Below are 13,472 nucleotides of genomic sequence, written 5' to 3'. Positions count from 1 at the left end.
ACCGCCGAACTTGCGTAACACATTTGTCACTTCGGGCGTCCCTGGTCCGCGTGCGGGACGCCGACGACATTGTCGTAGCGGGTGGCCATCCACTCATCGGGAGACATTTTTTCCTCGGGCGGCAATGCGATTGCGTGCGATAGCGCAGGGCCAATCACGCCGTCGTACTGACTAGCAGTAAGCCCGGGGAATTTCGCCCTTGCTTCGTCGAGTGTTGCGAGTCGCCCGTGAGGGTGTTGATCGTCGTACACGACGTACCCGTCCGGAAGCGGGACGTTGTGCCCGGCCGCGAGCATCGCATTGGCCATTCCTTGGTCTGCGAAGCCGATGTCCATCGGTTGTATGGGGTTCTCGCCTGGTGCGCTGGGAGCCGGCCCGAGGATGCTGTTTTCCAGCCCGTGTCCGAGCACGTTGAGTGCGGGGTTGGCCACGGTACCGACACCTGGCGGTAACCCGGCCACGGTGCCTAGACCGGTGAGCCCGGCCTCGTATGCCTGTTTCTTCAACTCGTATTCGGATAACTGTTGGTGATATCCGTTTACTTCATTCGCGTGATATGCGTTGTGAGTTCCGACGTCGACCAGGCCCTTCAGAGTCGCGGCGTCGTAAAGCTGGGTGTCGTAACCGGAATGAGTCGGCTCATTGCCGAAGGCGGCTTCGTGAGCCACGGCATGTGCATAGGCTTGACCGTTGAAGTATTGGCCCGCGGCTTGGTCGCTATTGAGGACTGAGAAGACGCCTTTGGCGACCGGCAGCGCGCCAGATCGAGTGTCGCCCTCGTTGTCAAGGGAGTCGCCGAATCCTGGCAGTCCGCCGGTCGTACCGGCGATGTTGTCGACGTAAGGCCCCAAACCGTGGGCCATGCCCTGAACGAGATTGGGGTTGACCTGTCCGAGCGTGTGATTGCCGGGAAGGTTCAATAGGTCCTGCTGGTGGTGCCCGATGTAGGTGCTGTAGGCGTGTGCGGTTTGAGCGGCGATGCTTGCTTCGGCTCCTTGGGTCGCATCACCAGTCCAAGAAAACAGCGAGCTCACCGCCTGGCCGTGGTCTTGCCAGGAATGGTGTGTGAGGTTCTGCAGGAAGCGGTCATGGTCGCCGGTGGTCATGGCGTCGTGCACCACTTGGTGATCAGGTGATGCCGCCGATAAGACATTGGAAACCGTGGGGTCGATGCCGGGGTTGAGGTCGCCAGGACCGCCTTCACCGGCACGCCAAAACGGGCTATTCATGAGCGTCGATGCCTGCTTGACCATCCCACGGTCCAAGTCGGTGTTGGCCTGGAAGGTGTGGTTGCCGTCTTTGACGATGTCAGCGAGCTGGTTCAGGTGGCGAAGGTCCGGTCGCGGTGAATTCAGCAGCTGCTGAACACTTGTGGGCAACTGGTTGGCCCCACCTTTGACCATGTCGGTTCCCTGCTTCGCGCCAATGCTCAGCGGGGTCTGAGGGAACATGAGATTCGGGTTGCTCATCAGCTGCAACGAATTGCCGATCACGCCTTTCTCGTCGCCCAAACGCTGTTCGGCGGTCTTGAGCGCATCCATAGACATGCCATGTTCTTGCGCCTGTAGTTGGCTCAACACCGAAGCCTGCTCGGCGGTTAATGGCACCTTCCCGGCCAGCTGGTCGGGGGTGATCGAGTTCAGGACGCCGTTGACGCGGGAAGCGGCCCCCTTGTCACCCGCCAGGGCATCGGTGACGTCTTGCCTTGCCTGGTCGGGTGTTTCGGCTTCATGGCCGTCGGCACCGAAGGTCGATGTGGGGTCGTATCCGTCGTTGGCCAAGTTGGTCTGCGCTTTGCGAAGGGAACTCGAATAGCTGTCGCGGGTGGCATGCAGCTGGCCGAGCGCATCCTTGGTGTCATTAACCGCAGCCGTTCGGAGAGCTTTGATAATCGCATGCAGCTCTTGCTGGCTCGCCGCGTCGGGGTGGTCCCGCAGATCCTGCTCGGCCAAGTCGATCATGTGGTCGAGCTGCTCCAGCTGACCTTCCAAGGTGGCGATCTCGGCAGCACCGCTTTTTTGCGCCTCGGACAATGCAGCGGCGATGTTTTCCAAGTCGGCGCCGATCTTGGGCAACTGTTCAGACTGCGCGCCAAGGGATTTGACGGTCCGCTGCACTTCCGCTGAGCTATTGATCGGGTTGGGGCCGCCGTCCTGATGGTTCCAGGCGGCATTGAAACGTTGCTGCGCCTGCGCGAATGCATGGTCGGACTCGGCGGTGTGACGCCCCGCGCCGTGGAAAGCTTCTGCCAAACGCTCAATCTGGGCCGGGCGGCCGGCCTGCAAGGTCCGGTTGACCTCCCACGGATCACCGCCAGCCCCGGCAACCAGCTCGGCGATGGTGAGATGCTTTAGCTGCATCGCATCCCCATACCAGTTCGCGGTGACTGGTCAACCACTCCCGTTGCACATCGGTCAGGGCAGTAAGCCCCGGAGCGCCGCCAACCCCTCCCGACAGCATCGCCATCCCTTCCGCGCACGGGAAAAGGCTACCGCCGCGAGCTTGTTGACCAATTCACTTTCGGACTGTGGGCGGCGCGGTGCTCAAGCCATCTGCTGCGGACGCACTGCGGACGTCATCTGCGAAGTAAGCCCACTACCTCGGCTTTCAGGCCCCTAGAACGTGTTGACCTTCTCGATGCTGACGAACATGCCGTGCTTGGTCTGGTCGTTGGTGAACCGGGTGCCGTCGGCGTTGGCGACGATCGTCCAGCCCTGCGCGCTGTAGGTGCGGTAGTCGAGCTTGACGGTCGGGATGGCGCCCAGGTTGCCCAGCACCCACTGCACCTTGCCGCCGGCGTTGATGCTGACGCCGTTGGCGTGTTCACCGTCCTGCAGCGGGGAGTTGGTGAACGGCGCCTCGCAGCCGACGGTGTCCTTGTTGATCTGGCAGCGGGTCGACCCGGATTTGGTCTCGATGAAGACGTAGCCGTTCTGGTCCGGCGGCAGCGGGATGGCGCCGGCGGGAGCCGAGGGACTCGGGGGCGGCAGCGCCGTCGGCGCGGGGGCGGCGGTGGCCGACGGCGGGGTGGAGCGGGGCGTGGGGAAGGACGGTTCGGTGGGTCCGGCCCCCGGGGAGGCCACCGGCCGGCCGCCGATCACCGTGCTGCAGCCGGACACCAGCCCGCCGCCGCCCGGCAGGACCACCAGCAGCAGTGCACCACCGGCCAGGCTCCGCCGGGCATTCTCCGATAACCGCACCTGCCGCTCCCCAGACAATTCAGATCGCGGGACTCAGGTTACGCATACCGCGGCGGTGGTCGCTGCGGCGCGGCGGGCATCGATGCGGCGCCGATGGTGAAGTTTTATCGCGGCGTGATCGACGCGTCGACGCCGTCACACCACGCCGTAGCCGAGACGTTTCGCCGCACCGGCGACCCGGCCGGCCAGATCCGGATGGGCGAGGGGTAGCGACAATCTCGGCCTGGCCGGCATCGCGGATGCGGCCGGCGGGAACAGCGCCAGGCATGGGTCGCCGGCGAATCGGCTGTTGTAGCGCAGGCCGTCGAGATGGGGGAATGCGGCTGTGATGTGCCGCGCCCATTGCTGAGTCACGGTGTGCCGGGCCGTCGAAATGGCGAACGTGCCGCCGACGCGGGTGGCCCACGCCCCTCGGCTGTCAGCGGCGAGGTCGAGGACCCGCAGCGGGCGGGTGAAGGACAAGCCGGTCAGATAGGGGCGGCCGCGTTCGCGGTCAATGGTCCGGTCGACTTGGTATGCCTCGCCGAGTGCGGCGCACGGACTTGACGCTCCGTACCAAACGCCATGCCGGGCATGCTCCCCCCTGGGGAGAGGGTGCGGGTCGAACCGCAGCACCGGCCCGAAGGTGCGCAATGCATTCCACGCCAAGACGTGCTCGCCCGCCGTGCGATGGACACGCCACCAGATCTCATCGACGCCGATCGCGCGCATCTCGTCGTCGCCGATGCCGAGCGAGCGCAATATGTGCGGTGCCGGAGGTTCCGGCAGCATGGGGTCGACGGTCAAGTCGCGGTCCAATCGGCGATCTCGATCAGTTCGAGTACCGGCCCGACGGATTCACCGTGTAACAGCCAGTCCCGCACCGACTTCGGCTGACCGTCGATTCGTAAATCGGGTTGCGTCGTCATGAGAAAGCCGGCCACCGCGGTGGGATGCAGGTCCCTAGCGAGCAGAGCCGGCAGCACCGCGTCCAGGCCGCGGACCTGTTTGAGCGTGAGGGGCTCGTCGCGGCCGCGGTCGACGATCTCGAACTGGATCGCGGGGTACACCCAGGTGCCGCCGTCGTCGATAGCCCATAGCGTGTGGGCGAGGCGGCGCTGCCTCACGCGGGAGTCGTTGACGCCGAGCCCTTTGCTGACGTCGGCGGCGCTGTAGGCCGTGCCGTACAGCCTGGCCATATGGGCGGTGACGTCGGCTGCGATCTCCGCGTAGGCTCCGGGATCTTCGGTGAAACCGGCGTCATCGAGCAGCCGGGCCTCGTCGGTGGTCAGCGTGGCCGCCCACGGCCGGTGCGCGGGGAGCGTTTTAAGCGCCGCGATCAGGTCGGAGCGGCGCAAGTTGAACCGATCGAGCAAGAGTTGGTCGAGTTCATCGGTAGACATCGGCAAGCCTTCGCGCGCGCTAACGGAAATTAACAGAATTCTATCACCGTTAGATGGATTCTGGCTCGAACGATAGCCCCCGGGAACAAGATGCGGCCGCGCGCCGTTACCATTCTCGACAAGTTGAGCGAACCGGACTGAATGCTGGGTTGACAGCCCACTGTTCTCACGGGCAGGCTTGAGCGGGGTTCACTCAGCATAGTGACACCACAGCAGGCTCTACATAACCAGGAGGAATCACTATGGCTCGTGCGGTCGGTATCGACCTCGGGACCACCAACTCCGTCGTCGCAGTCCTCGAGGGCGGTGACCCCGTCGTCGTCGCCAACTCCGAAGGCTCGCGGACCACCCCGTCCATCGTCGCGTTCGCCCGCAACGGCGAGGTGCTCGTCGGCCAGCCCGCCAAGAACCAGGCGGTGACCAACGTCGACCGCACCATCCGTTCGGTCAAGCGGCACATGGGCACCGACTGGTCCATCGAGATCGACGGCAAGAAATACACCGCTCAGGAGATCAGCGCCCGCGTGCTGATGAAGCTCAAGCGCGACGCCGAGGCCTATCTGGGTGAGGACATCACCGACGCGGTCATCACCGTACCGGCGTACTTCAACGACGCCCAGCGTCAGGCGACCAAGGAAGCCGGCCAGATCGCCGGCCTCAACGTGCTGCGCATCGTCAACGAGCCGACCGCGGCCGCGCTGGCCTACGGCCTGGACAAGGGCGAGAAGGAGCAGACCATCCTGGTCTTCGACCTCGGCGGCGGCACGTTCGACGTCTCGCTGCTCGAGATCGGCGAGGGTGTGGTCGAGGTCCGCGCCACCAGCGGTGACAACCACCTCGGTGGCGACGACTGGGACGACCGGATCGTCAACTGGCTGGTCGACAAGTTCAAGGGCACCAGCGGCATCGACCTGACCAAGGACAAGATGGCCATGCAGCGGCTACGTGAGGCCGCCGAGAAGGCCAAGATCGAGCTGTCCAGCTCGCAGAGCACCTCGATCAACCTGCCCTACATCACCGTCGACGCGGACAAGAACCCGCTGTTCCTCGACGAGCAGCTGACCCGCGCCGAATTCCAGCGCATCACCCAGGATCTGCTGGACCGCACCCGTCAGCCGTTCAAGTCGGTGATCGCCGACGCCGGCATCTCGGTGTCCGACATCGACCACGTGGTGCTGGTGGGTGGTTCCACCCGGATGCCCGCGGTGACCGACCTGGTCAAGGAACTCACCGGCGGCAAGGAGCCCAACAAGGGCGTCAACCCCGACGAGGTTGTCGCGGTGGGTGCCGCCCTGCAGGCCGGTGTGCTTAAGGGCGAGGTGAAAGACGTTCTGCTGCTTGACGTTACGCCGCTGAGCCTGGGTATCGAGACCAAGGGTGGCGTGATGACCAAGCTGATCGAACGCAACACCACCATCCCGACCAAGCGGTCCGAGACGTTCACCACGGCCGACGACAACCAGCCGTCGGTGCAGATCCAGGTGTACCAGGGTGAGCGCGAAATCGCCGCGCACAACAAGCTGCTCGGCTCCTTCGAGCTGACCGGAATCCCGCCGGCGCCCCGCGGCGTGCCGCAGATCGAGGTCACCTTCGACATCGACGCCAACGGCATCGTGCACGTCACCGCCAAGGACAAGGGCACCGGTAAGGAGAACACGATCAAGATCCAGGAGGGCTCCGGCCTGTCCAAGGAGGAGATCGACCGGATGATCAAGGACGCCGAGGCGCACGCCGAGGAGGACCGCAAGCGGCGCGAGGAAGCCGACGTCCGCAACCAAGCGGAATCGCTTGTCTACCAGACGGAGAAGTTCGTCAAGGACCAGCGCGAGGCCGAGGGTGGCTCGAAGGTTCCCGAGGAGACGTTGTCCAAGGTCGACGCCGCGATCGCCGACGCCAAGACGGCCCTGGGCGGCACCGACATCACCGCGATCAAGTCGGCGATGGAGAAGCTCGGCCAGGAGTCGCAAGCGCTGGGACAGGCAATCTACGAGGCCACCCAGGCCGAGTCCGCCCAGGCCGGCGGGCCGGACGGTGCCGCGGCCGGCGGCGGGTCCGGATCCGCCGACGACGTTGTGGACGCGGAGGTGGTCGACGATGACCGGGAGTCCAAGTGACACAAGGAAATCAAAAGACGGAAGGCAACCCGCCGGAACAGGTGACGGTTACCGACAAGCGGCGAATCGATCCCGAGACCGGTGAGGTCCGGCACGTCCCTCCCGGCGACACGCCGGGAGGGACGGCGCCGCAAGCCGCGACCGCCGAGTCGGGCGGCGCCGCGGCCGACAAGGTCGCCGAGCTCACCGCCGACCTGCAACGCGTGCAGGCCGACTTCGCCAACTACCGCAAGCGGGCGCTGCGCGACCAGCAGGCCGCGGCGGACCGGGCCAAGGCCGCCGTGGTGAACCAATTGCTGGGCGTGCTCGACGATTTGGAGCGGGCACGCAAGCACGGCGACCTGGAGTCGGGGCCGCTGAAGTCGGTGGCCGACAAGCTGGAAAGCGCGCTGACCGGCCTGGGCCTGACCGCATTCGGTGAGGAGGGCGAAGAGTTCGACCCGGTGCTGCACGAAGCCGTGCAGCACGAGGGCGACGGCTCCAAACCCGTCATCGGCACCGTCATGCGGCAGGGCTACAAGCTCGGCGATCAGGTGCTGCGCCACGCCTTGGTCGGCGTCGTGGACACGGTCACCGAGGAAGGCGACGGGGAAGCCGCGGCCACCGACGAGCCCACCGCCGCGGCCGCCGAAACCCGTCCGCCCGAATCGGACGATAACGCCGGCGCATCCGGTGACTAGATCACACAATCAGCACATTGGAAGACAGACCAACAGAAAGTGGTGAGGGGGTGACGCGGCATGGCCCAGCGTGAATGGGTCGAAAAAGACTTCTACAAGGAGCTGGGCGTCTCCTCTGACGCCAGTCCCGAAGAGATCAAACGCGCCTACCGCAAGCTGGCGCGCGATCTACACCCGGATGCCAATCCCGACAATCCCGCTGCCGGCGAACGATTCAAGGCGGTCTCCGAGGCGCACAACGTGTTGTCGGACCCGGCCAAGCGCAAGGAATACGACGAAACCCGAAGGCTTTTCGCCGGAGGCGGTTTCGGCGGGCGCCGGTTCGACACCGGTGGGTTCGGCGGCTTCAACGTCGGCGGGGACGGGGCGGAGTTCAACCTCAACGATTTGTTCGACGCCGCCGGCCGCAGCGGCGGCACCAACATCGGCGACCTGTTCGGCGGCCTGTTCGGGCGCGCTTCGGGCGGCCGGCCCAGCCGGCCGCGCCGCGGCAACGACCTCGAGACCGAGACCCAGCTGGATTTCGTCGAGGCCGCCAAGGGCGTGGCGATGCCGCTGCGGCTGACCAGCCCGGCGCCGTGCACCAACTGCCACGGCAGTGGCGCACGCCCGGGCACCAGCCCCAAGGTGTGCCCCACCTGTAACGGCTCCGGCGTAATCAGCCGCAACCAGGGCGCTTTCGGCTTCTCCGAGCCCTGCACCGATTGCCGGGGCAGCGGCTCGATCATCGAGCACCCCTGCGACGAGTGCAAGGGCACCGGGGTCACCACCCGCACCCGCACCATCAACGTGCGGATCCCGCCCGGCGTCGAGGACGGGCAGCGCATCCGGTTGCCCGGTCAGGGCGAGGCCGGGCTGCGCGGCGCGCCGTCGGGCGACCTGTACGTGACGGTACATGTGCGGCCGCACAAGGTGTTCGGCCGCGACGGCGACGACCTGACCGTGACCGTTCCCGTCAGTTTCACCGAATTGGCTTTGGGCTCAACCATATCGGTGCCCACACTGGACGGCAAGGTCGGGGTTCGGGTGCCCAAGGGCACCGCCGACGGCCGCATCCTGCGGGTGCGCGGACGCGGGGTGCCCAAGCGCAGCGGCGGCCACGGCGACCTGCTGGTGACGGTAAAGGTCGCGGTGCCACCGAATTTGGACGGCGCCGCTCAGGAGGCGCTGGAGGCCTACGCGGCCGCCGAGCGCGCCAGCGGCTTCGACCCACGGGCGGGATGGGCAGGTAACCGCTGATGGCCAAGAACCGGAAAGGACACGAGTCCCGGACGTTCCTGATCTCGGTGGCCGCCGAGCTGGCCGGCATGCACGCCCAGACGCTGCGCACCTACGACCGGCTCGGCCTGGTCAGCCCGCAGCGCACGTCCGGTGGGGGACGGCGGTATTCGGAGCACGACGTGGACCTGCTGCGCGAGGTGCAGCGGCTCTCCCAGGACGAGGGCGTCAACCTGGCCGGCATCAAGCGGATCATCGAGCTGACCAATCAGGTCGAGGCGCTGCAGGCGCGGGTCAAGGAGCTGACCGAGGAGTTGGCGCAGGTGCGCGCCGGCCAGCGGCGCGACCTGGCGGTGCTGCCCAAGAGCACCGCGCTGGTGGTGTGGCAGCCGCGCAAGGGCGGGACCCGCACCTGATCAGACCCGCATCGCCACGCGGCTGAATTCACTCCGCCGATTTGCCGAGCCTGCGTTATAGTCGGCCGGTGACCAGCGGAGAACCGCTGAGCGGGCGGGGCAGCAAATTAGCCACAGCGGGCGCCGTGCCGTGACGGCTCCGGTGCTCGACCTTGACGACCGGGTGACCGACCGGCAGCGGGAGCTCGCCCGGCTCCGGGCCGCGGTCGACGCGGCGGCGCGCGGCGGCGGGGAATGCGTCCTGATCAGCGGGGTGCCGGGCGTCGGCAAGTCGGCACTGATGAAGGCCTTCGGCGTCGAGGTGGCCGGGCGTGGCTGTGTCTTCGCCTACGGCAGGTGCCGGGACGGCGCGCCGGCGCCGTACGCCGCGGTGCGCGACGCGCTCGGATCGCTGGTCCGCACCATGGCGGCGACGGCCCCGGCCGAACGTGACCGCTGGCGCGCGGATCTGGCCGGCGGGGTGTCGCCGATCGCCGGCGTGCTCGGGGAACTGGTCCCCGACCTGCCGCGGGTGCTGGGCGAGACCGCGTCCCACCCGGAACTCGACGCCACGGATTCCCGCCGGCAGCTGCACCGCGCCGCCACCCGGCTGCTGTCCGCCACCGCGTCCTACCGGACCGTGGTGCTGGCGATCGACGACCTGCAGTGGGCCGATCGGGATACCCTGCTGCTGCTCGCCGAGTTGTTGACGGTGTCGCTGCGCGACGTGCTGGTCGTCGGCGCGCACCGCGCGGGCGGGTTCGACCCCGCCGCGGCGGGGATCGCAGCGGAGAACCTCACCACGATCGAGCTCGAACCGCTGGCCCGCGACGACGTCGAGGAGCTGCTCGCCACCGTGTGCGGCCAAAGCGGGGAGCTGCCCGAGGTGGCCGCCGAGTTCCACCACCGCACCGGGGGCAACCCGCTGCAGGTCCGTCAGCTGCTGTACCGGGCGCAGCGCGAAGGCGCGCTGCTCCCGGTCGGCTCCGGCGGGCCCCCGCGCTGGGACCTGCGGGTGCTCACCTCGATCGAGGTTTCGGCCACCGCCGCCGAGTTCCTCGGCCGCTACCTCGACCAGCTCCGCCCCGCCGACCGGGAGGTGTTGAGCGCGCTGTCGTGCATCGGCGGCGAATTCGACCTCGACGACGCCGCGGCAGCGGCCGCGCGGACGCCCGACGTCGTGGCCCACGCGCTGTGGGCCTGCCTCGAGCTGCGCCTGCTCGAAGCCCTCGACATGACCGGCCAGCGGATCAGCAACGCCATCAGCCGCGACGCCCGCTACCGGTTCAGCCACGACCGGGTGGCCGAGGCGGCGCGCGCGGGACTGTCGCCCGACGAGATGCGCGCCGTGCACCTGCGCATCGGCCGGCGGCTGATCACCCTCGGGGACGATCGCCTGTTCGAGGCCGCCCGCCACGTCGGCGTCGGCGGCCTCGCCGTGGCCGACGAGGCCGAACGCACCCGGTTCGTCGAGGTGCTGCGGCGGGCCGCGCACCAGGCCCGGGCGCAGGCCTCCTTTCCCCTGGCGCTCGGATACTGCCGCGACGCGCTGGACCTGCTCGGCGAGCAACGCTGGGCCGGGCAGTTCGTGCTGACCCGGGAGCTTGCGCTCGACGCCGCCGATGCCGCGCTGCGGGTCGGTGACGTGCCGGTGCTCAACGCCCTGCTCGACGAGGCCGAGGAGTTCCTGCGCGAGCCCCCGGACCGCGCGCGACTGGCCTACCTGCGGATGAAGGGCAGGGTGGCCGAAAACCGTCTGCAGGAGGCGCTCGAGATCGGGCTTGCGGCCCTCGACGAGCTCGGCGAACGGGTGGCGACCCAGGCGGGCAAGCCACGCATGGGCAACGCGATCGTGCGGATGCGGCTCACGATGGCCCGCTGGAGCACCGAACGGCTGCTGCAGCTGCCGCACTGCACCGACCAGCGGGTCATCGCACTGCACCCGATCCTCGCCGAACTGTGCAACATGGCGGTCCTGGTGCGGCCCAACCTGTTACCCCTGCTGGTGCGCAAGCAACTGGAGCTCACGTTGGCCCACGGCCACACGTCGTCCTCGCCGCTGGTCATCACCGGCTACGGGATCGTCCTGGTGTTGCTCGGCGACCACGCGGGCAGCCAGCGCTTCGGCGAGGTCGGCATGCTGCTGGCCCAGCGACCGGAACTCCGCGAGGCCCGCCCGCAGACGGTGTTCATGTACCTCGACTACATCCACCACTGGCGCCACCCGATCCGCGACGGCCTGGGCGAGCTGCGCGACGCCGTCGAGGAGGCGCTCGACCGGGGCGACCAGGAAAACGCCGGATTCCTGACCGCGGTCCTGCTCTCCCAGTCGTTCTGGGTCGGCCGGCCGCTCCCGGAGATCGACGCGCTCGCCAGCTCCCTCATCCCGCACATCCGTTCCCAGCCGGTGCCCAGCGCGCTGTGCCAGGCCGTGCAACAGCTTTGCCTGAACCTGATGGGGCGCAGCGCCGACCCCTTCCTGCTGGCCGGCGAGAGCGGCTACGACGAGCGGCAGGTGTTACCGGCGTCCCGGCAGCAGGGCGACGAGGTGGCCCTGGGCGCGGCCGCCGCCATGAAGCAGGGCCTGCACTTCTGGTGCGGCGACCACGCCGGCGCGGCCGAGGCCACCACGGAGGCGATCGAGCATCTCGGCGGTTTGGCCGGCGTCGCGGCCTCACAACTCGTCCACCTGATCGGCGCGCTCAGCATGATCCATTGTGCGCCAAGGGATTCCGCAACCATCCGGTTCGTCCGCCAGGCGCTGGCGTCGCACCGCAAATGGGCAGCCGGCGCACCGGAGAACTACGCGGCGCCCTACGCGCTGATCCAGGGCGCGTGGGCGCGGGCGCGCGGGCAGCACGGCAAGGCCGAACGTCACCTGCACCAGGCGATCGAGCTCGCCGAGGAGCACCGGCTGCCGGCGATCAGTGCGCGCGCCCACGAGGAGGCCGCCGCCCTCTATGCCGAGACCGGGCGGCAGACCCTGCGCGAACACATGCTGCGCTCGGCCTACCAGCGCTGGCTGAATCTGGGTTTCGCGGTGCGCGCCGATTGGCTGGCCCGGGAACACCCGTGGCTGCTGCGCCGCGATCTTCGGACGGGCTCGGCCGGCATCGACCCGCTCGGCGCCCACCAGCTGGTGCACGCGCTGTCGGGGGCGCGCACCCCGGACGCCTTGGCCAACATCATCCTGGGCTCGGTCGCCGACACCACCGGCGCGGGCCGCGTCCTGTTCATCACCGGCGAGGCGGACAACCAGTCGGTGCGGGCCATCCACGATCACGGAGAGGTCTTGATCGTCGAAGGGCCGTGGACGGAGGTTCCCTACCGCCGCGACATCGTGCGCCGAGTGATCGACGGCGGCGCGCCGGTGATCGTCGCCGCCGACCGTGCGGCGGCGACCAACTCCGTCCTTGCCGCTCCAATCACGTTGCACGACAGGATACTTGGCGTGGTCTATGCCGAGCAGGGCGAACCGGGCAGGAATTTCGGCGCCGATCACGAGGAGGCGATTGCCTTCCTGTGCGCCCAGGCCGCCGCGCCGCTGTGGAGCTTCCAGCTCGAGGCGCGACTGCGCGCCGCCGACGAGTACCGGCAGTCCCTCATCGACGTGCAATCCAGATTCGTGCCCAACGAATTGCTGCGCATCCTCGACATCGACGACCTTCGCCGCGTCCGCAACGGACACCGGGTGGAACGCGAGATGACCGTGCTCATCAGCGACATTCGCAGCTATACAGCCATGATCGAGGACATGAACGTCGCCGAGGCGGGCAACCTGGCGATGGGCTTTTTGCGGGCGGTCGAACTCCCGATCATCAGCTACCACGGCATGATTCAAGACGTGCGCGGCGACGAGATCGTCGCCGTCTTCGAGTCCGAGGCCGACGCGGTGCGGGCGGGACTGGGCATGCTGCGCTCCCTGCACGAGCACAACCAGGAGCGCAGGGCGCTGGGCTCCGAGGAGCTGCGGGCGGGCATCGGCATCAACACCGGCGCGGTGGCGGTCGGGCTCGTCGGCGGGGTGAACCGCATGGTGCTCACCATCATTGGCGACGCGGTCAATCTCGCCGCGCGCATCGAGAGCACCAACAAGCGCTACCGCTCCGCCTTGCTCATCTCCGATCGCACCTATCAGCGGATCGCCGGCTCCGAGGAGTTCGACGTCCGAAGGATGGAGCGGGTGATGGTGGTCAACCGGCGCCGGCCGGTGACGATTTACGAGGTCTACAACGGGGATTCGGGTCCGCTGCGCGCCGCGAAGCGGGCCGCGCAACCCGCGTTCGACGAAGCGTTCGCACTCTTCGACGCGGGCGACGTCGACGCGGCGCGTGCCGCCTTCCAGCGCTGCCGCGACATGCTGCCCGACGACCCGATCGCGCCGCTGCACCTGGCGCACTGCGATGCGGTGGCCCGCGGAGAGATGCTGCCGGGCCAGGAGATCGCGCTGCAGAACAAGTAGCGCGCTACTCCATTTCCGGGG

9 protein-coding genes are annotated in these 13,472 nt (G+C 67.9%); 5 read left to right on the top strand and 4 right to left on the bottom strand.

What is annotated here, in order from left to right:
• Nucleotides 1-26: 26 nt before the first annotated feature.
• The 4 genes from H7I87_RS24520 to H7I87_RS24505 form a co-directional block, all read right to left on the bottom strand.
• Entirely contained in the window at nucleotides 27-2,360 is a 2,334-nt protein-coding gene (locus H7I87_RS24520; RefSeq protein WP_023862142.1) for a putative alpha/beta hydrolase, read from the bottom strand.
• Nucleotides 2,361-2,615: 255 nt separating this feature from the next.
• Nucleotides 2,616-3,200 (bottom strand): hypothetical protein, encoded by a 585-nt coding sequence (locus H7I87_RS24515; RefSeq protein ID WP_009979484.1) that lies wholly within the window; start codon nucleotides 3,198-3,200, stop codon nucleotides 2,616-2,618.
• A gap of 135 nt (nucleotides 3,201-3,335) precedes the next feature.
• Nucleotides 3,336-3,998, bottom strand: a complete 663-nt coding sequence (locus tag H7I87_RS24510; protein ID WP_011726266.1) for an RES family NAD+ phosphorylase — start codon at nucleotides 3,996-3,998, stop codon at nucleotides 3,336-3,338.
• Complete coding sequence (locus H7I87_RS24505; protein WP_011726265.1) at nucleotides 3,983-4,582, bottom strand: hypothetical protein; 600 nt, start codon at nucleotides 4,580-4,582, stop codon at nucleotides 3,983-3,985. Before H7I87_RS24505 ends, H7I87_RS24510 begins: the two co-directional genes overlap by 16 nt.
• 242 nt (nucleotides 4,583-4,824) lie before the next feature.
• Between H7I87_RS24505 and dnaK the strand changes: the two genes are divergently transcribed.
• From dnaK to H7I87_RS24480, 5 genes are all read left to right on the top strand, one after another.
• Entirely contained in the window at nucleotides 4,825-6,696 is a 1,872-nt protein-coding gene (gene dnaK / locus H7I87_RS24500) for a molecular chaperone DnaK (RefSeq protein ID WP_009979480.1), read from the top strand.
• Nucleotides 6,693-7,376 (top strand): nucleotide exchange factor GrpE, encoded by a 684-nt coding sequence (gene grpE / locus H7I87_RS24495; protein ID WP_011726264.1) that lies wholly within the window; start codon nucleotides 6,693-6,695, stop codon nucleotides 7,374-7,376. Before dnaK ends, grpE begins: the two co-directional genes overlap by 4 nt.
• A 60-nt stretch (nucleotides 7,377-7,436) precedes the next feature.
• A complete protein-coding gene (gene dnaJ / locus H7I87_RS24490) occupies nucleotides 7,437-8,615 on the top strand; it encodes a molecular chaperone DnaJ (protein ID WP_003879233.1) in 1,179 nt (392 codons plus the stop codon).
• Nucleotides 8,615-9,010 (top strand): heat shock protein transcriptional repressor HspR, encoded by a 396-nt coding sequence (locus H7I87_RS24485; protein ID WP_003873870.1) that lies wholly within the window; start codon nucleotides 8,615-8,617, stop codon nucleotides 9,008-9,010. The genes dnaJ and H7I87_RS24485 overlap by 1 nt, the downstream gene beginning before the upstream one ends.
• Before the next feature lie 142 nt (nucleotides 9,011-9,152).
• Nucleotides 9,153-13,451: an AAA family ATPase gene (locus H7I87_RS24480; protein WP_023862144.1), complete on the top strand. Its 4,299-nt coding sequence runs from the start codon at nucleotides 9,153-9,155 to the stop codon at nucleotides 13,449-13,451.
• Nucleotides 13,452-13,472 lie beyond the last annotated feature (21 nt).

This window comes from Mycobacterium timonense (assembly GCF_025821985.1).
Taxonomy (GTDB): domain Bacteria; phylum Actinomycetota; class Actinomycetes; order Mycobacteriales; family Mycobacteriaceae; genus Mycobacterium; species Mycobacterium avium.
This window is presented reverse-complemented; position numbering and strand designations above follow the sequence as displayed.